This is a genomic window from Phycisphaerales bacterium (assembly GCA_040221175.1).
Taxonomy (GTDB): Bacteria; Planctomycetota; Phycisphaerae; order Phycisphaerales; family UBA1924; genus JAHCJI01.
The window spans coordinates 326,404-344,895 of record JAVJVK010000007.1 but is presented as its reverse complement, the minus strand read 5'-3'; the positions used below and the strand labels follow the sequence as shown (position 1 = coordinate 344,895).

16 protein-coding genes are annotated in these 18,492 nt (G+C 66.8%); 11 read left to right on the top strand and 5 right to left on the bottom strand.

Annotation, left to right across the window (positions count from 1 at the left end; all coding sequences use genetic code 11):
- The first annotated feature begins 98 nt into the window (after positions 1-98).
- The 3 genes from RIE32_09105 to RIE32_09095 are packed head-to-tail and all read left to right on the top strand — an operon-like array spanning position 99 to position 3,138.
- Complete coding sequence (locus RIE32_09105; GenBank protein MEQ9096408.1) at positions 99-1,079, top strand: hypothetical protein; 981 nt, start codon at positions 99-101, stop codon at positions 1,077-1,079.
- Entirely contained in the window at positions 1,076-2,104 is a 1,029-nt protein-coding gene (locus tag RIE32_09100) for a membrane dipeptidase (GenBank protein MEQ9096407.1), read from the top strand. The genes RIE32_09105 and RIE32_09100 overlap by 4 nt, the downstream gene beginning before the upstream one ends.
- The gene (locus RIE32_09095; GenBank protein ID MEQ9096406.1) at positions 2,095-3,138 is read left to right on the top strand and encodes a hypothetical protein; all 1,044 of its coding nucleotides are present in this window, start codon (positions 2,095-2,097) and stop codon (positions 3,136-3,138) included. The genes RIE32_09100 and RIE32_09095 overlap by 10 nt, the downstream gene beginning before the upstream one ends.
- Here RIE32_09095 and RIE32_09090 read toward each other — a convergent pair.
- Entirely contained in the window at positions 3,135-4,139 is a 1,005-nt protein-coding gene (locus RIE32_09090; protein ID MEQ9096405.1) for a M48 family metallopeptidase, read from the bottom strand. The two genes, RIE32_09095 and RIE32_09090, sit on opposite strands and share 4 nt — an antisense overlap.
- Before the next feature lie 64 nt (positions 4,140-4,203).
- Between RIE32_09090 and ubiE the strand changes: the two genes are divergently transcribed.
- The 7 genes from ubiE (at position 4,204) to rplU (ending at position 11,402) form a co-directional block, all read left to right on the top strand.
- The gene (ubiE, locus tag RIE32_09085; protein ID MEQ9096404.1) at positions 4,204-4,998 is read left to right on the top strand and encodes a bifunctional demethylmenaquinone methyltransferase/2-methoxy-6-polyprenyl-1,4-benzoquinol methylase UbiE; all 795 of its coding nucleotides are present in this window, start codon (positions 4,204-4,206) and stop codon (positions 4,996-4,998) included.
- A gap of 184 nt (positions 4,999-5,182) precedes the next feature.
- The gene (locus RIE32_09080; protein ID MEQ9096403.1) at positions 5,183-5,875 is read left to right on the top strand and encodes a B12-binding domain-containing protein; all 693 of its coding nucleotides are present in this window, start codon (positions 5,183-5,185) and stop codon (positions 5,873-5,875) included.
- 137 nt (positions 5,876-6,012) lie between these two features.
- Positions 6,013-6,639 carry a sigma-70 family RNA polymerase sigma factor gene (locus RIE32_09075; protein MEQ9096402.1) on the top strand — a complete coding sequence of 209 codons (627 nt, stop codon included), beginning with the start codon at positions 6,013-6,015 and terminating at the stop codon, positions 6,637-6,639.
- Positions 6,636-7,490, top strand: a complete 855-nt coding sequence (locus RIE32_09070; protein MEQ9096401.1) for a hypothetical protein — start codon at positions 6,636-6,638, stop codon at positions 7,488-7,490. The genes RIE32_09075 and RIE32_09070 overlap by 4 nt, the downstream gene beginning before the upstream one ends.
- Before the next feature lie 5 nt (positions 7,491-7,495).
- The gene (locus tag RIE32_09065) at positions 7,496-8,968 is read left to right on the top strand and encodes a hypothetical protein (GenBank protein MEQ9096400.1); all 1,473 of its coding nucleotides are present in this window, start codon (positions 7,496-7,498) and stop codon (positions 8,966-8,968) included.
- A gap of 107 nt (positions 8,969-9,075) precedes the next feature.
- Positions 9,076-10,953: a translational GTPase TypA gene (gene typA, locus RIE32_09060; protein MEQ9096399.1), complete on the top strand. Its 1,878-nt coding sequence runs from the start codon at positions 9,076-9,078 to the stop codon at positions 10,951-10,953.
- 122 nt (positions 10,954-11,075) lie between these two features.
- Positions 11,076-11,402 (top strand): 50S ribosomal protein L21, encoded by a 327-nt coding sequence (gene rplU, locus RIE32_09055; protein MEQ9096398.1) that lies wholly within the window; start codon positions 11,076-11,078, stop codon positions 11,400-11,402.
- Between the two features lie 110 nt (positions 11,403-11,512).
- On the opposite strand, the gene RIE32_09050 is transcribed toward rplU, so the two are convergent.
- On the bottom strand, positions 11,513-13,441 hold the full coding sequence (locus RIE32_09050; protein ID MEQ9096397.1) for a CRTAC1 family protein: 1,929 nt from the start codon (positions 13,439-13,441) through the stop codon (positions 11,513-11,515).
- Between the two features lie 394 nt (positions 13,442-13,835).
- On the opposite strand from RIE32_09050, the gene RIE32_09045 reads away from it, so the two are divergent.
- Positions 13,836-14,492: a hypothetical protein gene (locus RIE32_09045; GenBank protein MEQ9096396.1), complete on the top strand. Its 657-nt coding sequence runs from the start codon at positions 13,836-13,838 to the stop codon at positions 14,490-14,492.
- Here RIE32_09045 and RIE32_09040 read toward each other — a convergent pair.
- The 3 genes from RIE32_09040 to RIE32_09030 form a co-directional block, all read right to left on the bottom strand.
- Positions 14,489-15,046, bottom strand: a complete 558-nt coding sequence (locus tag RIE32_09040) for an asparaginase domain-containing protein (protein ID MEQ9096395.1) — start codon at positions 15,044-15,046, stop codon at positions 14,489-14,491. The two genes, RIE32_09045 and RIE32_09040, sit on opposite strands and share 4 nt — an antisense overlap.
- Positions 15,047-15,218: 172 nt before the next feature.
- A complete protein-coding gene (locus RIE32_09035; GenBank protein ID MEQ9096394.1) occupies positions 15,219-16,136 on the bottom strand; it encodes a GC-type dockerin domain-anchored protein in 918 nt (305 codons plus the stop codon).
- A 97-nt stretch (positions 16,137-16,233) separates the two neighbouring features.
- Complete coding sequence (locus RIE32_09030) at positions 16,234-18,471, bottom strand: S8 family serine peptidase (protein ID MEQ9096393.1); 2,238 nt, start codon at positions 18,469-18,471, stop codon at positions 16,234-16,236.
- Between the last annotated feature and the right edge of the window lie 21 nt (positions 18,472-18,492).

The following is an 18,492-nucleotide window of genomic DNA, read 5'->3' as shown; positions in this document are numbered from 1 at the left end:
GTTTCAGATTCTTGCCGAAACCGCCCGGATTGCCAAACGTAGGATCTGAAACCGACTGGAAGACTCCGTTGGTCCCAGCGAGGGAGGCTGGTCACAACATGAGATCGAATGATCAATCACCGGCGGCGTGGTGGTTTACGGCGGCAACCATCATCTGCGTCGCGGCATGCGCGTACGCGGGCATTGCCCGACAGGCCGCCCCGCCTGCTTCCGATCCCGAACCGCAGGAGGTCCAGCCCGCACCGGGCAACAACCGCCCGTTGTACATCGATGATCAGCACGAACCCAGGATCATGATCGCCTGGGTCCGCCGCGACGGCATGCGGATGGAACTGTCCAGGCAGATCCCCTGGGGCACCAAGAACGATCGCGTCGATCTCGGAAAGAACCTGCTTGCCTTCGCGGCAGTCGGCGGCACGCGCATCGACCTTCAGAGCGGGCACCCACTGGGCTCGGTCGTTCGCGTGGGGTTCTATAAGGCCGACAAGCAGCAGCCGTTCTTTGCCGACATCCGTCCAGGCTCGGTCGTCGAGGTGCGGCTCGAGGGCGTGCGCTTCATCGAGGCGGCCAAGCCGACCGAGGGTACCGCCCTGCACCACCTGCAATACAGCATGGAAGACGTGCTCAACTGCGGGCTCGACGCGAGCGCCATCGATCAGTACAACACCGCACGCGCCGACGACACGCTGGGCGGCGCCGTCTCGGAAGAAAATGGTCGGCCCGGCGTGCTCCGCGTCGTCCACGGCGAGCTACCTCCGGACGCACCTCGCTATTACCGTCAGGGCGGCGAGCCCGCAGGCGACGAAGACCCGCAACCCGCCGAGCGATTCGCCACGGTGCGCTTCGTGAAGAGTGAAGAAGATGGCACGATCGGCATCCGCGCCGAACTGCCGTATGAACTCTTCCGACACGTTCGGGATCCGTGGCTGCGCACCGAGCCGGGCACGTTCTTCGAACCCACGCACTTCCATCTCGAGTTCGAGAGCCTGCCGCACCGCGCATTTCCCGGCGGCAAGCCACCGGCCGAATCGAACGACAACGCCGACGCCAGCCCCGAAGCGGAAGCCGCCGGCCCGTGAGCGACAGCGGTAACACGCCCATCTTCGACGGCCATCTCGACCTGACATACCTGGCCGAGATCGGGCGCGACATGCACGCGCCGCTCGCGCAGTGTCGTGGCACGCTCTTGCCCGCCGCCGTCACGCTGCCATCGCTCAAGGACGGCAACGTTCGCGGCTGCTTGGGCACCATCTTCACCGAGATGACCGAGCAGGACTCGCCCCAGGCCCTGCAGCTCGGCGGCTTCCAGCACACCTACCCGTCCGGTGATGCCGAGGCCGCGCACCGCGCGGGCTTGCGGCAACTCAAGCTCTACCACGCCTGGCGCGACGCGGGCGTCATCGATCTGCTGCCGAACACGGGCAACGCGCCGTTGCAACTGGGCATCCTGATGGAGGGCGCCGACCCGATCGAGAACGCTGACCAGGTCGCGTGGTGGGGCGAGCAGGGCGTCATCGCGATCGGCCTGGCGTGGGCGATGGGCTCGCGCTACGCGGGCGGCAACTCGCAGGAGACCGGCATGACCGCCGAGGGTCGCGACGTCGTGCGCGCAATCGACGCCGCCGGCATCATCCACGATCTCTCGCACCTGAGCGACAAGGCGATGGACGAGTTGCTCGAGATGTCGGGCGGCCGTGTTGTCGCGAGCCACAGCAATGCCCGTGAGCTGCTGGGCGGTACCAACCAGCGCCACCTGCGCGACGAGACCATCGCCGAGATCGCGCGCCGCGGCGGCGTCATCGGCATCAATCTGTACGCGCCATTCCTCGATCCCGAGTTCGACAAGGAGAAGAAACGCCCACCCCTGCGCACCGCACTCGAGCACGTGCTGCACGTCGCCGAGATCGCCGGCCGCGACAAGGTGTGCCTGGGCACCGACATGGACGGCGGCTTCGCGGCAACCGACCTGCCCGAGGGTGTGAACACGCCGAACGATCTTCACAAGCTGCTCGACCTGCTCCGAAGCGAGGGCTGGAGCGAGGCGGAAGTCGCGGGGTTTGCGGGTGGGAACTGGGCACGGGTGTTGGGGGTGGAGTGGCCGTGACGACGCTCTGGGGGGAACTGTTCGAGATCGTCCATGCGGCGTACATCGCCGTGATCGGGCCGCTGTTCGCCGTGGCGTTCTTCGGCAGCGTGCTCTACCTCGTCGCAAATCGTAAGCGTTCGAGCCTTGCGGCACGGGTCATCCGCGGCATCCGTCCGCGCAAGCATCGCGCCCTGCGCGATCACCCGGCTATCTGCGCCGCCTGCGGCTATCCGCGCGGCGAGGGTGATACCTGCCCCGAGTGCGGCGCCTCGCTTACCGAACCCGGGGCCGTGCTGTTTCGCGAAGTGATCGAGTCCCGGCGGCTACCCGTGCCGCGCTGGCTCACGCTCGCGGCGATGATGCTTGCTCTGATTCTGGGCGCATGGATGCTCTCGCCGCTGGCATTGCCCGTGGGAAACAAGATTGAGTGGGGGGCGTGGCGGATTGAAGAATTGTACTACCGCGCGACGTACACCCCGTCCCAAGGCGTTGGCTCTCCGTCATATCGTCTGCAATTGTCGTGCACGCACGCTGTCGAACCGCGAAAGACCGGGAGCAACCCGCCGATCTACGGGCAAGTCACGTTCATCCTTGAAGAAAGTGTATCGAAGGACCTGGGGTGGCTTCAGGTGCAGCACCCCGGCGAAACCTGGCAACTCCATTTTCACAAGGGCGGAATCAACCCACCCTTCCAGCCCACATCGTCGGCTACGGGCGCAGGCGTGGAGGCGGGCGTGCGGGCGCTATACAAGGCGACGGGGCTCGATCAGTACTGGCAAGCCTCGCCCGCTGAGTTAGCCGATGCCCAACGACTAGGTCGGCTGGCTGTGGGTCCAGCGTTTCGAGAAATCGAGAAAACGTCGAGCCTTTCCCACGCGTCAGGATCTCTGGTATGGACGCCGAACATGGCCCCTCGCGCGGCGGGCGCTATTTATAGATCTTCGCAGCCCATGCCCATCAGCAACACCGCCGGCGTCCTCGGCATTGTCATGCTCGTCTTGCCGTTCGTAGTGTTGGGCATCTTCGGGCTCCGGAAGCTCCACCGCCGCTAGTGCGAACTCACGCGCCGCCCCCACCGCGCCGCCAGCGTCTGCTCTTCCGCCTCGCCTTCGCGGCACAACCCGCACCAGATCACCGAATCGAGCAGCATCGCGCTGCCCTCGCTCGGTGGCGGTGGCGCCGCGGGCATGCTCGCCAGGGGCTGCAGCATGCGCTGGCGGTAGCGATCGGGGAACTTCTCGTTGGCGCCGCTCGCCTCGGCTTGCGCGTACTCGCCGCGCAAGAGCTCGTTGATGCGCTCGATGCGCGCCTCGGGGTAGGGGTGGGTCGAGAGCCAGGCAGGCGGGCGCTGGCCGCCCCCGCCCAACTCGGCCAGCTTCTGCATCACGCCGCGCTGCCCGCTGGGCTTGTAGCCCGCGCGTGACATATAGCGCATGCCGAGCTCGTCGGCCTGATACTCGGCGTCACGACCATAACTGAGCAGCACGAGCTGGCCGCCGACCTGTGCGACCGGCAAGCCGTACTGCCCGTACTCGCGGAGTACGCTGTCCTCCCCCGCGGCGCCGATGACCAGGGCGCTCGCGGCAAGCCCACCCTGGAGCGCGACCGATCGGCTCATCTGCTGGTTGCCATGCCGCGCGGTCACGTGGCCGATCTCGTGACCAAGCACGCCGGCGAGCTGCGCTTCGTTGTCGAGCTGCGACGCCAGGCCGCGCGTGATGAACACCTGACCGCCGGGCAGGGCGAACGCGTTTACGACGTCGGAATTGAGGATCGTGAACTCCCACGGCAGGTCGTCGGGCACGCCCTCTTCGACATGGGGAACCATCGACGAGCCGACCTCGGTGACGTACGCCCGGACCTGCTCGTTGGGCACCGGCCCGCCGAACTCGTCGGTGAACGAGGGCGCGGCTTCCAGGCCAAGGGCTGTTTCCTGGTCCCATGAGTAGATGCTGAAGAACGTGTCTCCTGTGGTGGGGTCGGTGGCGCACCCGGTGAGCGACGCGGCGGCCGCGAGCGCGATGGCGGTCAATACCTTCTTGAAGCTGGGCATACCCACACGATCCTCCTTCCGGGCCGGCGCGGGCCGGCGGGGCTCTATCCTTGCTGGACAGCGTATGAACCAGACCTCTCCCCCGGAACCGGACCTGAAGGAAGCATCATCTCCCGCCTGGGATGGCAACACGCTCACGGATCCGCATCAACAGTCCGATAAAGCTGACCGCGTCCGCCAGATGTTCACCGCCATCGCCGGCTCGTACGACCTGAATAACCGGGTTCACTCGTTCCTGCTCGACCAACGGTGGCGCCGCCACACGGTGAAGCGGGCGGCCGTGCAACCGGGCGATGTGGTCGTCGACGTCGCCTGCGGGACGGGCGACCTGGCCGAGGCATTTGCCAGGACGCCGGCCGCCGCCATCATCGGCGTGGACTTCACGCACGCGATGCTCGAGCGGGCTCGTCATAGGCAACGTCTATTGCAGGACCATGATTCCAGCAAACTCTTCTATGTCGAGGGCGATGCGATGGCACTTCCCCTCGCAGATGCCTGTTGCGACGTGCTGTCCATCGCCTTTGGCCTGCGCAACGTGCAGCGCCCCGAGGCAGCCATCGGCGAGTTTGCCCGCGTGCTGCGGCCGGGCGGCCGGCTGGTCATCCTCGAATTCGATCGGCCCGCCCTGGCGCCCATCCGCTGGGGCCATGACCTGTACACCAAGGTCATCATGCCCCGGACGGCTACGTGGATCAGCGGCGACCGTTCGGGGGCATACCGATACCTGCCTCGCTCGGTGGAGACCTTCCTCGATCGCGGTCGCGTGATCGAGTTGATGCGTGCCACCGGGCTTGAAGAAGTGTCCGTGAGATCGCTCAGCGGCGGTATTTGCGCATGTTATTGCGGACGTAAGCCCTGATCGGACCCGCCGACGCGCACGGATTGCCGCGCAGAAACTGCCATATCAAAGTTTTTTCATCGTGCTGCGATTGATCGCGGCCGTGTGGCGATGTAGTCCTCGCTCGCGGGCGGCGATGGGCCGGTCGGGGCACAACGGGTTGGACCTCCGCACATCGCGGCGGGCCGGAATCAGGGGTAGCACGATGTGCACGGATGCTCTTCGCGAACGATTCTTTGACGTCCTTGTCTCAGGAGATCGGGTCGAGGCCCGCCAGGTGGTGCTCCGGGCACTTGAGGCGGGCGACTCGGCGGTCGACCTGATCACCGAGCTTTACTGGCCTACCTATGAGAAGGTCGAGAAGCTCTTCCGCGGCGACCAGTTGACCAAGCTGAGCCATCACTATGCCACACGCCTGCTCCGCGTGCTGGCCGACCAGACGGCCGGGCTCATCGTGCCCAAGGCCGGCAATGGTCGCAGCGTGGTGGTGGTATGCGGGCCTCGAGACTCGGACGACCTCGCCGGCCAGCTGGCGGTCGATCTGCTGACCAGCGAGGGCTTCCGCGTGACCTTCGGCGGCGGGGGCATTCCCAACGACGAGTTGCTGGCCGAGATCAAGTCTCGCCAGCCCTCGGCCCTGGTCATGTTCGCCTCTGGCGCGAACGACCTGCCGCACATCCGCGACTTGATCGACACGATCCATGAGCAGTACCCCGAGCGGCCCATGCAGGTCGCCGTGGGCGGCGGCGTGTTCAACCGGGCCAGCGGCCTGGCCGAGGAGATCGGCGCCGACCTGTGGGGCGAAGACCCGCTGGACGTCGTCGAGGCCCTGGTGGAGCAGGCCCACGTCCGGACGCCGGCCCGCCCGCGTCGTCGGCGTCGCAAGAGCGCCGCCTGACGCTGTCGCGGGGAACCCCAAGCCCTCGCGAACGAATCGGCCAGGGATGGCCGATACTTAACGGACGTGACCCTTCGAAGCTGGCCCGCGGCCGGGTGCAACCCCGTCGCGGGCTTGCGGTATAGTGGAGCGAGGCTATGGACCGCACGACCGAACAAGACCTGATCCATGACGCGCTGGCGGGCGATCGCTCGGCGGCTGCCGCCCTCGTGCAGGCGCATCAGGTCTCGCTGTATGCCTTCATGCTCCGGCGTTGTGGTCGTCCGGAGATGGCCGAAGACGTGGTCCAGGAGGCGTTCGTTCGGGCGCTGACCAATCTGCATCGCTTCGACACGCGGTTCCGTTTTTCGACCTGGCTTTTCACGATCGCCAAGCGTCTGCACTGCAACGCGGTGCAGAAGTGCGCCCCGACGTACGACAGCGATCTCGTGGCATTCTCGGCCGACGACGTGCACGCCAGCGAAGACTCGCTCGATGCGCGCGAGCAGCGAACCCGCAGCCGCAACGACCTGGACGAAGCGCTCGATCGGTTGCCCGAGACGCAGCGCGAGATCGTCGTCCTGTTTCATCAATGCGACTGGCCGATCGCGAGGATCGCCGAGCACTATCTCATGCCTGCGGGCACCGTCAAGAGCCATCTGCACCGTGGCCGTCGCAAGCTCCGTGTCGCACTCGAGGCCATTCGAGCCGAACGTGCGGCCATGCGTACTGCCCATTCTCAGTCTCATTCAGAGCAACGGGTCGATCGTGGGGTGGATCGATGAGTCGGACGCACAAGCCTGGCCATAACCAGGAGCGCAATACGCGCGAGTTGTTGGACGCGTACTTCGATGGCGACCTGGACCGTGCCGGCAAGGCACGGCTCCATGAGGCGCTGCGCGAAGATCACCTGCTTGCCGAAGAATTCAGTCGGACGAGCGAAGCGGTCTCGATGCTTCGACAGAGCGCTTCGAATACGCGTCTTGATGTGGACCTTTCCGAACGCGTGCTGGCGCAATGCGAAGCATCGCGTGGCTACCTGAACAAGCGTGGACGACGCTTTGTTCTGGCGGGGCGCTCGGCCGTCGCGATGGCGACGCTGGCGCTGGCCGCGGGCGTGGTGGTATGGGTTCGCCTGACGCCACCCGAGCTGCGTCTGCCCGAGAGCCAGCGACCGCTGGGCGTGCTGCTGGAGAGCGGCAATACCGATGCGGCCAACCTGCGCCTGGTGCCGCCCAGCGTGCAGCAAGACCTTGCCGACTCGATCGATCAGAGCAAGGTTGAACGCACGATCGTCTACGGCTTACCGGCGGATCCCGCTTCGAGCTTCTCGGCGTTCGGACAGGACACCGAGCCGAGCCGGACGGGCGCCGTGGCACGGCTGCCGTTGCTTGCCCGCTCGGGCGAAACGAACCGTTCCCCCGCGAACGCGTGGCCCACCGGCCCGCTGCCGATGGAACGCCAGACCGCGGCGAGCGTGGTGCGCGGCCCGGATGCATCGGGGTGGTGGAACCGACCGGCGCCCTCGAGCGCCACGGTGACGTTGCCTGGCGGACGCCCGGGGCACTTTCTCTTCCTGCGTCGCGGCGAGCCGACCATTTTGGACCTGCTCGAAGCCGAGCGTGACCGGGAGTGACTCCCGTGCGTTTCGCGTGGATGATCGTGGCAGTCCTGGCTGCGTGGATTTGTACTTGTTCTCGAGCCAACGCCTCGGACGCCTATGGATCCGAACTCTTCGGCCGGCTCCCTCAGGGCGTGCTGGGCGCGTTCAGCTTTGATGACGCCGCGTCGCTGCGGAACAGTGAATTGGGCGCCACGGTACGAACCTGGATGCGCGAACAGGGCGCGCTCGCCGAAACCCGCCGCGCCTGGGGCTTGCTTTCCAGGCGACTTGGCGTCGACGGGAACGAAGCCTTTGACGGGCTTCTCGGCGGGAGCACCGTGCTGGCCTTTGGCCGACGCGATGGCGGCGAGCGCGTGGACTGGATCGTGCTGGCGGCGATCGACTCGGCCATGGACGTGCGCCTGCTCCAACGCACGCGCGCCGTGCCCCGGAAGATCGCCTACGGCCGGCCCGTGCTTGGGCTCGAAGAAGAATCGTTCCTGCTTTCGACGCTGCCGCCGCTACGCGATGGCCGCAGCGTCGTGGCGCTCGCACCGGCCGGCGCCGAGTGGCTGCTGTTGCGAACGATCGCCGTCTCGGCGGGCAAAAACGAAGCGCTGGACGGCGCGGTGCTACGAGTCGCCCCCACCGATGCCGTCGTGCGCGGGTTCTGGAAGCCGTCGGGCTCGGGCGGCCTGTTCGGTGATCTCGAACGATGGCTCTGGGGGCCCAGCGAGCGCATGCAAGCCCTGGCCATCTGGGCCACCGCAAAGGGAACCACGATCGAGATCGGGCTGTGCCCGGCCGGCGGCGAACCGGCGGCGGGCCCTCGAACCACGCCGCCGAGCGACGGCGTTCTGCTGGATGTCGTCGGACCAGGGTCGGCAATCGTCTCGGGCGTGCTGGATCGAGCCGGATTGGTCGGGCTGGTGCCAGAGGGCGCGCGGGTAACGCGTCGCACCGGCGAGTTGCTCGTCCGTCGCGGACCCGATGGCATCGACCTGGGCGCCCGGCTGCCCCTGGAAGAGCCCGTCGCCCATGCCTTGGGGCTGGAAGGTCCGCCGGTGGGCGAAGAAGGCCAGGTGCGTCTTCGCGAGCTATCCGAGACCCGGGCATCGCGGTCCATCTTCGGCCCCAGGGCCCAGGTAGCCTGGACGCTGCTGACCCACCAACCCGGGCACGCAGAGTTGCTGCTCGCCGTCGCATCGGGCCCGGTGCTCGGGGCCGGCGCCGAACCAACCGAAACCGAATCTCCGGCGGTGCAGATCGTGGGGCAGGCCATCAAGCGTCGATCGCCGATGGCCGGAGGCCTCCGCGGATCGGCCCGGCCCTCGGAGCTATGGGAATTGCTGAACGCTCCGAGCGAGGCCACGGCCGGACGGGATGAGACCGACGCGGGCGTGGCTTCGATCGCCGCGATGATCGACCAGGCAAGCTGGGCGGTCGACGCGGGCTCGAACGAGGTTCGCGGCCGGATTCGGCTGGAACTGCGGCTTCTAGCCGACCGGTAGCGCCACCCTCGGTGGCGGCGGCGACTACCCTTGCTCTCGCACTCTGGGATCGGCACCGGCGGCTCGCCGGCGATGCGGGATCCCCCCTTTCTGGACTGCACATTCTTATGGCCGACGCAGGCATTCGGAACGTGGCGATCATCGCCCACGTCGATCATGGCAAGACCTCGCTGGTGGACGGGCTGCTCCGTCAATCGGGCAACTTCCGCGCGGGCGAGCTCGAAAAGCTCGCCGGCGGGCGCGGCGACCTCATCATGGACAGCAACCCGCTCGAACGCGAGCGGGGCATCACCATCCTCTCGAAGAACTGCGGCGTGCGCTACGCGCGGCCCGATGGGCAGCACTTTGCCATCAACATCATCGACACGCCGGGCCACGCCGACTTCGGCGGCGAGGTCGAGCGCGTGCTGCGCATGGCCGACGGCGCGCTGCTGCTGGTCGACGCGTTCGAGGGGCCGATGCCCCAGACGCGATTCGTGCTGGGCAAGGCGCTCGAGGCCGGGCTCAAGCCGCTGGTGGTGATCAACAAGTGCGATCGGCCCGATGCGCGCCCGCAGGGCGTCATCAATGAGGTCTTCGACCTGCTCGTTGAGCTGGGCGCCGAAGATCATGCGATGGACTTCCCGGTGATCTATGCATCGGCCCGCGATGGCTGGGCGTCTGCCGAGCAGGGTACGACGGGCACGGACCTGCGCCCGCTGTTCGAGGCAATCCTCCAGCACGTGCCCGTTCCCGACGACGATGCAAGCGCGCCGCTCCAGGCGCTCGTCACCACGCTGGCGTACAGCGAGTACGTCGGCCGAATCGGCATCGGCCGCGTGTTTGCCGGCGAGCTGAAGCAGGGCCAGACGGTCGCCATGCTCAAGCGCGACGGCAGCCGAAAGGACGTGCGGCTGACGGGGCTGCAGCGCTTCGAAGGATTGGGCCGCGTCGATACGGCCAGCGTGCGTGCTGGCGATCTGTTCGCGGCCGTGGGCATCGAGGCAGTGGACATCGGCGATACGCTGGCCGATCCCGAAGTGGCCGAGCCCCTGCCGCCGGTGACGATCGACGAGCCGACGGTGTCGATCGTCATGCGCATCAACGACTCGCCCTTCGGCGGGCAGGACGGCAAGTTCGTCACCAGCCGGCAGATCCGCGAGCGGCTGGACAAGGAGCTCCAGAGCAACGTGGCGTTGCGCGTGGCGCCCGGTGCGTCGGCCGACGAGTTCGTCGTGGCCGGCCGTGGCCTGTTGCACCTTGGCATCCTCTTCGAAACGATGCGGCGCGAGGGCTACGAGATGAGCATCGGCCGGCCGCGCGTGATCATCAAGGACATCGACGGCGAGGCTCACGAGCCGCTGGAGATCCTGGTGGTCGATGCGCCGGTGAACAGCGTGGGCAAGGTGATGGAGCTCGTCGGCGCTCGCAAGGGCGAGCTCAAGAAGATGGAAGACCGCGGCAGCCACACGAGCCACCTGGTCTTCGAGATCACCAGTCGCTCGCTCATCGGGCTGCGCAGCCGCCTTCTGACGGCGACGCAGGGCGAGGCCATCATGAGCCATCGCTTCGAGCGGTACGTGCCCATGATGGGCGAAGCGGGCGGGCGCCAGAACGGCGTGATGATCGCCACAGAGGCCGGGCAGGTCACCGCCTACGCCGTCGAGCAGCTCCACGACCGCGGCATCCTGTTCGTCAAGCCGGGCGAGAAGGTCTACGGCGGGCAGGTCGTGGGCGAGCACAACCGCGACAACGACATCCCGGTGAACATCGTCCGCCTCAAGGCCCTGACCAACATCCGCAGCGCCAACAAGGAAGCCACCGTCACCCTTAAGGCCCCGCGGGCCATCACGCTCGAGGACGCGCTGGAATACATCGAGGACGACGAGCTCGTCGAGCTCACCCCCACCAGCGTGCGCCTGCGCAAGAAGATCCTCGACGAGGGCATGCGCAAGCGTGCGGAGCGGCAGAAAAAGGACAAGGAGAAAGTCGGTGCGGGAGCCTGATTCCTCCCGGCTTTCCCCAGCCCCAAACCCCTGCTAAACTCTCGACCCGCCACGGCACGGGCCCCAAGCCGGGAGGCTGACTCCCGCCCCATTTGCTGTGCGGAACTTGATAGGTATCTGCCATGTACGCGATCATCGAAGAGTCGGGCGGCCAGCGCAAGGTGACCCAGGGCGAGGAGATCCTCATCGACCTCTACAAGGGCGGCGAGGCCAGCCAGGGCGACTCGATCACCTTCGACCGGGTCCTGGTCATTGGCGACGCGGGTGGCTCGGCCAAGGTCGGCACCCCGCTGGTCGGGGGCGCCACCGTGACGGCCGAGGTCGTCGAGCCGGTGGTCAAGGGCGAGAAGATCGACATCCACAAGTACCGCCCCAAGAAGGCCTCGCGCAGCAAGACCGGCCACCGCCAGCGCTACACGCTGGTGAAGGTCACCGGCCTGAACGGCTGAGGCCCCGGACACACCGCGACCCCAAGAAGACACCCGCCCTCCGAAACCGGAAGGGCGGGTGTTGTGCTTCCCGCATTTGGGAAGGAGAACGGGTTCGCTATGCCGGGCGCTTACGGGCAGCCGGCCTCGATGAGCTGGATCGCCTCGAGCACGTCGAAGAAGTCGAGCGAGCCGAACGGGGCGGCCAGGTCGGTCCGCATGTCGCCGTTGTCGAACAGGTTCAGGTACGCCAGAAGGTCGAAGAAATCGAGGCCCGGCGTGCCGTCCAGATCGACCACCGAGCAGGGCCCCACGTGCAGCAGCTGGTTGGCCAGCGAGTCGACCGTGCCCTCGATGACGGTTGGGTCGGCGCCATTGGGCCACTGGATGGTGACGCGCAGCGGGTCGCTTCCCTGCGCATCGATGCCCAGGCCGAAGTAGGCCTCGGCGGGCTCCTGCCCGGCCATGCTGATGCCCGCGGTGATAGTGCGGATCATGTCGAGCTGGGCCTGGGCCCCGTCGAGTTCGACACGCACGACCGAGCCGATGGCATGGAAGTTGGGCCCTTCCATTCGTGGGCGCACGGTGATGTACGACGCGATGGGCTCGCCGCTATCGGGCACGTTCCGAAGAACTTTGATGGCCGACTCGTCGCAGCGAGGCGAGATGGCCGAGAGCATCACGGTGTGCAGGAGATCGACGCTGCCGTCGCGGTTGATGTCGGCCCCGACGATGGTCGAGCCGCGTTCGATGATGGTGAGCGCGTCGCTGACCTGCTCGGTGAAGTGCACGTTGTCCGGATCGCCATCGTGGATCATCATCCGCGGGCGGTCGACGCAGGCGTTGAAGCCGTTGGTGATGAGCAGATCGGGCCAGCCGTCGCGGTTCATGTCCTGGAAGGTGGTGCCCCATCCCCAGCCGAACTTGCCGCCCTGCTGGCTCACGCCGGCCTCGAGCGCCGACTCGACGTACGTAGGCTCGTCACTCTGGCTGAGAAAGAAGTTATTGTGCAGCAGCGAGCCGGGGGTATCGGTGATGGTCGTAAAGATGTCCATCACGCCGTCGGCGTTCGCATCGGCGATCGAGACGCCCATGTCGGTCTCGGGAACGTCGTCGGTCGCGCCCGCTGCATCGGTCACGTCGAGCATCGGGCGCAACAGGCGCACGCCCGGACGATCCGGATCTTCGTAGCTGCCCTGGTTGATCCACAGGTGGTTCTTGTCCATGTCGCAGGCGCCGTAGATGTCCAGCAGTCCGTCGCTGTCGAAGTCGTGCATCACGATCTGCCAGTAGCTACCGAAGCGATCCACGCCCGGGTCGGCCATGCCCGGTGCGAAGACGTCGATCGAGACGTCCTCGAATCGTCGGCCGCCGGTGTTCAGATCGGGCTGGTTGAGCAGCAGCCGGCCGCCGATCTCGTCGGGGTCGTTCTCGCCCGCGGCCGACCACAGGCCGATCATCAGGTCGAGGTACCCGTCGCCGTTGAGGTCGCCCGCCGAGAAACTGCCCACGTGGCGCAACAGCGAAAACGCGCCCGATCCGGGGTCGAGCCCACGATGATCGCTCACCAGGTCGAGATCGCCGATGCCGGTGGCGTCGCTGACGTCCTCGAACGTGCCATCGGGCAATTGTCGATAGAGCCTGGGCGTGGCCCAGTCCCACTCGATCTGATCGATGGGGCTGAAGAACGAGTCGCCCGCCACGATCAGGTCCAGGCGCCGATCGCCGTCGTAGTCGAACCACAGCGCCACGCGGGAGCGTGGCTTGTCAACGCCATCGCCGCCGGTCACGCCCACATCGGCCGCGATCTCGGTAAACGTGCCGTCGCCGTTGTTGACGTACAGCAGGTCGGGCATGCCCTCGGTGTTGGGCACGAAGAAATCGACGTGCCCATCGTTGTTGTAATCGGCCGCGTTGATGCCGGCGATCATCCCCATCGCCGAGCGGTACACGGTCCGCTCGATGCCGACGTCGCGGCTGACGTCTTCGAGCGTGAAGGCCTGCCCCATCGCCTGACCGGCCAAGAGCGCCACGGCGCTCGCGGCCAAGGACGCGGACACGCCACAGCGCCCGGGCCATACGCCCGAACCTCGCAAGGTGAAACCTTTCATGTTCGAAACCCCCGTCTCCTGCGGCCCCCGTGCGTGCACGGGCGCCCGATCCCCCGTTTTCCTACACGCGACCCCGATGGGACGCGCTCCCGACAGACGCAGGCCCGCAAACCGGAGATCGATCAGGGGCCACGAGAAGCGCCTACCAACTTTTACCAATATCTCAGAAAGCGTGTGCCATGTCAAGCCCATTTGCCCGCGCCGGCCGTGAATTTCGCGATCCCACAGCCAGCCGCACCCAAAGGCAGCCATGTACGATCAGGATGGCCAAGCAACCCCAGATGTACGCCAAACGAGCGCCCAGACCGCCACAAACCCCGATCTTGGCGAGATCATCGCGGCCGTGGCCGACGGCTGGACGTGCCCCCAGTGCCACTACGAGCTCCGGGGTCAGGCCATCCACCTCGAACCGCGATACCGGTTTCTTGTCAGCCGGTGCCCCGAGTGCGGCCGGGTCTGGCCCGCTCAGACCCAGGACCTCCGGCCCAGCCTTCGCCGTCGCATGATGGCCACGCCAGCCTTCCTGTGGTGGATGCTCGTCGGCGGCGGAGCCTTCGGCCTGGGCATGTACCTGTTCGGCATGGCGGCCTCGGCGGTGGCATGGGCCAGGTGGCACGGCGACTTCCTCGACTGGGTCGCCCTCAGCGATCTGCTGTGGCATCCGCCGGTCATGCTCGTCGCAGCGCTCACCGCCGCCATCGGCATGCCACACCTCGCCGCGGGGCGCTTGCTCCTGCTCTCGGCCGTTCCAGCGACCATCGGCCTGCTCAGCACCGTTGCGTACCTGCTGAGCGGCATCAGCAGGAGCCCTACGGAAGGTGAGGTCATTGCCGCGTTCATCCATCTCCTGGGCGGATGCATCACGCTGGCGTTTGCCGTCTTGCTCGCCCGACCGCTGGCCCGCGTGATCGCGATGGTCTTCATGAGCCAGAACATGCGCATCCCCGTCTCGGGGCTGTGGACCGCCGAGGGCCGCACGCCGCCCTGGCCGAAGAGCTAGGCCTCGCCCGTGCGCACGAAGGTTCCGCGTTGGCGATCCTTCGCCACGCCGGGAAACGGCAGCGCCCGGCCGTGGAACACGCACCACACGCCCGGCTGGAGCACACCGGTTGCAAAGAGCGCCTCGGTCAGGTTCTGGACGCCGTCGCTGCGCTGCATCGCAAAAGGCCGCATCGCCCCGGTCAGGATGACCGGAACCGAGAGCGCGGCAAGCTCGGCCTGCAGGAGGTCTCCGGTCAGCGAGAGCGTGTCGGTGCCATGCAGGATGACGACGCCCGTGGGCGCAGGATCGCCAGCCAGGGCGCCCCGCACGGCCTCCAGGATCGTCCGCCTGTCTTCGTCGGTGATCTCCAGGCTGTCCTTGCTCATGACCTCACGCACCGACACCTCGGCCGCGGTCAGCCGAAAACGCTCGAGCTTCCGGCGGACGATCGAGCGGTGGTTGGCAAGGGTGCCGGTGTACTCGTCGTAGGTCTTCTCGATGGTGCCGCCGGTGGTCAGCACGGCGATGAGGCGTTCGACGGGCAGGGGCGGAAGGGACGTCTTGGGAGCCATGGCGGGTTATAGGCTGTCGGATCCCGCCGGCTGGCGCATCCGTATGGCAGCCAACACAGGAGACCTCCCCATGACCCAGCACACCCTCCGCGTCGCCCACGCCAAGCCCGGCCAGGACAAGCCCGTCGTCCACCCCGGTGGCATCTTTCCGCTGGTCTTTAGCGTGTAGGGATCAAGGGCAGCCCGCGTCGAACTCGTTCTGGAACGCCAGGAAATCGAAGATCGTCAACTCGCCGTCGCCGTCGAAGTCGGCGGCCGGATCGCCGGCATCGAAGGCGTTCTGGAAGGCGAGGAAGTCGAAGATCGTCAGCTCACCGTCGCCGTCGAAGTCGGCTCGGCATGGCGACTCGAGCGGGCCGAGCCACGCGGCGCCGCCGGTCGCATTGCTGTCGGTGTAGGGGTTGGTGAACACGACCCACTCGCCGCCTGTGCCCTGCGAGAGGTCGTAGGCGAACGCCGGCACGCCATCGGCGCCGCGCGTCGACAGGATGTACACCGTGTTGTCGCCGATCGCCATCGCCCGCCCCTGCGTATTGCTGGCGGGGAAGGGATCGACGATCTTGGTCATCTCCTGCGCATCGACGTCGATCGCCCACAGGCCCGTGTCGCCGTATTCGGTGTAGCCGTAAAGCAAACCGTCGGCCGCGTTGTAGTCGAGTGCAAAGAAGCGGAAGCTGGTGCCGGTGTGGATGTCGTACACCAGCTCGGTGACACCCGTGGCGGGGTCGATGCTGTAGATGCCCTTGGTGCTGGAGAAGTTCGAGTAGCCATACAACGTCTGGCCGTCGTACGCCAGGGCATGCATGTCGCGGTCGATGGTCGCCAGGCGCGTGGGCGAGCCCCGGAAGTCATGCTCGTAGAGCACGGTTGTGAACGCGCCGTTGCAGAAGTAGACGCCGCCATCGCCCTTGCCCGCGGCGCCGCTGACGTCGACGCTCACGCCGGCATCCCACGCAACGGTCGGGAAGCCCGACAAGTCGGAGGTGTACGTAGCGGGCGATCCACCCTCAAGGCCCACGAATACCTGGGCATTCGCGCATGCTGCCAGCCCCGCCGCCGCACCACAACCAATCAACCACGCACGCTTCATCGATACCTCCTCCGCCCCCGCCATGTGAGCACGTACAACGAGAACACCGCCGCAAGGTGCGGCGGTGTTCCGAGTACGCTGGCCCGAAGGGTGTGCGTTACGAGCAGCCGGCGGCGAACTCGTTCTGGAATGCCAGGAAGTCGAAGATGTTCAGCACGCCATCGCCGTCAAAGTCAGCGGCGAGGTCGCCCGAAGCGAACGCGTTCTGGAACGCAAGGAAGTCGAAGATGTCGAGCACGCCGTTGCCGTCGAAGTCGGCCCGGCAATCCACGGCCCGGCTGAGCTCGTCGGCCGTCACGACGCGCTTCACGCCATCCAGACCGCGGATGCTCATGATGATGCCGGCCCCGCCGCCGCGCTCGAAGAACTCGACGGTCAACGCATGCGTGCCGGCCTGCAGGGCGACCTGCGTCCCCACCTCGACCATCGGGTGCAGCCCATCGTTGTTGACGATTTCGTCCTCGCCCAGGTAGAGCTTGGAGCCATCGTCAGAGCTGGTGTACAGCGTGTAGATGCCCGTCTGGGGGATGTCGATGTAGCCATTGAACACCGCCGCAACGTCGTCGGCACGCCCGCTGGTGATGAAGTCGCCCGTCGTCGAGGGGAAATCGATGGAGCTCACCACGTCGCTGGCGTACGGCGTCAGCGTCGAGAAGTCAGGCAACACGTCGAAGCCACCCTCGTAGTAATCAACGTCGAGGCCGGGCTGGGTGATGGAGGGGTTCTCCGGCGTGCGGAAACTGTCGGGGTCGAGCACGTCGATCGTCACGGTCGCGCCGGCCGACTGGTCGCCGTTGGTGACCACGTAGTCGAAGGTCTCCTCGCCGAAGCTACCCGAAGGCGCGGTGTAGAGCAATTCGTCCCGGCCTTCAGGTCCCGTCCCAGCGCTCAGCGAGATCATCCCGCCCAGCGAGCCGGTCGCATCGAAGCTCTCGATGGTCAAGGGCATGCCGCTGGGCTCGAAGTCGTTGGCCGTCACATCCAGCGTGGCCATCTCCGCGGCGATCACCGCGTAGGTGTCGTCGATCGCCAGCGGCTCGCCCGAACCGGTGCCCGCGGCGGCCGTCACCGCACTGAACACGTTCACGCGTCCGTTGCTGAAGATCGGATCGAATCCCGGCGCGCCGATATCGTCGGCCGTGTCGTACAGGATGGTCTGGAGCACCTCGGGCGTGGCCGTCGGCGCCACGCTCCACATCATGCTCACCACGCCGTTGGTCACCGGGGTGGCCATGCTGGTGCCGCTGTAGAAGTCGTAGCCGCCGCCAAGCACCGAGCTGAGGATCTCCACGCCCGGCGCAAACACGTCCACGCCTCGGCCATAGCTCGAGAAGCTCGCCTTGTCATCCGATCGATTCGTCGCACCAACGACGATCGTGTCTTCCCACGAGAAGCCGCTGTGGTTGCGGTTGCTGTTGTCGGCCGCGTACAGCAGCAGGCCGCCGATGCTCTTGATATACGTGCCCGAATCGCCCACGGCCGGGCTCTCGACGCCGGTCCACGAGCAACTGGCGGTCTTGGCGCCGTTCTCGATAGCCCACTCCGAGCCGTGCAGGATGGCGTCGAACGAGGCGCTGCCAGCGCCGCCGGCGGCGGCCGTCGGGGCGCGCACGCCGAGGATCTGGAGGTTCCAGCCCACGCCGGCCACGCCCACGCCGTTGTCACCGATCGCCGCGCCGCAGCCCGCAACGTGCGTGCCGTGGCCGTGCTGGTCTCGCACCACGCCCCCATCGCTCTCGCGGAGGCGGTCGCCCGAGTTGTACCCCTCGATCAACGAGTCAGCCAGGTCTTCGTGGGTGAGCATGGTGCCCGTGTCGACGAACGCGGCGATCACCGACGACGAACCAGTCGTCAGGTCCCACGCCTGGGGCGAGGAAATGACCGGGTGGTGCCACTGCTGGCTGTAGCGCGGGTCATTCGGCTCGCGCATCGTGTAGACGATCCAGTTGGGATGGGCAAAGCGGTAGTCATCGGTCGCGCCAAGCCAGGCGCCCATCGAAGACTCATCCATGCCATCGGGAATGCTCAGCGTGTAGCGATCCGGGCCGCGATCACGGCGAACCACGAACGGTTCGATGCGCGCCTCGGCCGCGCGACGACGCGCGACGGCCTCTTCGTACGTCAGACCCGCACGCTGCCAATCGACGATCCGCTTGGGCGCCACCAGCATCTGGCCGCTGAACGTGCGCTGGCCCGGCGTCTCGACGAACGGCCCGAAGTACTCAGCGCCCAGGCCGATGGCGTCGTCGGCCATCGCCGGACTTGCCAGACCCACCGACATGAGGATGGAAAGAGCGCCGACAACCGACCGACGCGAGACGTGCTGATAACCCATGCTGTGCTCCCCTATTCGCTT

Coding starts and splice junctions, on each gene's coding strand:
- RIE32_09105 (MEQ9096408.1), top strand. CDS start 99: ATGAGATCGAATGATCAATCACCGGCGGCGTGGTGGTTTACGGCGGCA.
- RIE32_09090 (MEQ9096405.1), bottom strand. CDS start 4,139: ATGCCCAGCTTCAAGAAGGTATTGACCGCCATCGCGCTCGCGGCCGCC.
- ubiE (MEQ9096404.1), top strand. CDS start 4,204: ATGAACCAGACCTCTCCCCCGGAACCGGACCTGAAGGAAGCATCATCT.
- RIE32_09080 (MEQ9096403.1), top strand. CDS start 5,183: ATGTGCACGGATGCTCTTCGCGAACGATTCTTTGACGTCCTTGTCTCA.
- RIE32_09075 (MEQ9096402.1), top strand. CDS start 6,013: ATGGACCGCACGACCGAACAAGACCTGATCCATGACGCGCTGGCGGGC.
- RIE32_09070 (MEQ9096401.1), top strand. CDS start 6,636: ATGAGTCGGACGCACAAGCCTGGCCATAACCAGGAGCGCAATACGCGC.
- typA (MEQ9096399.1), top strand. CDS start 9,076: ATGGCCGACGCAGGCATTCGGAACGTGGCGATCATCGCCCACGTCGAT.
- rplU (MEQ9096398.1), top strand. CDS start 11,076: ATGTACGCGATCATCGAAGAGTCGGGCGGCCAGCGCAAGGTGACCCAG.
- RIE32_09040 (MEQ9096395.1), bottom strand. CDS start 15,046: ATGGCTCCCAAGACGTCCCTTCCGCCCCTGCCCGTCGAACGCCTCATC.
- RIE32_09035 (MEQ9096394.1), bottom strand. CDS start 16,136: ATGAAGCGTGCGTGGTTGATTGGTTGTGGTGCGGCGGCGGGGCTGGCA.
- RIE32_09030 (MEQ9096393.1), bottom strand. CDS start 18,471: ATGGGTTATCAGCACGTCTCGCGTCGGTCGGTTGTCGGCGCTCTTTCC.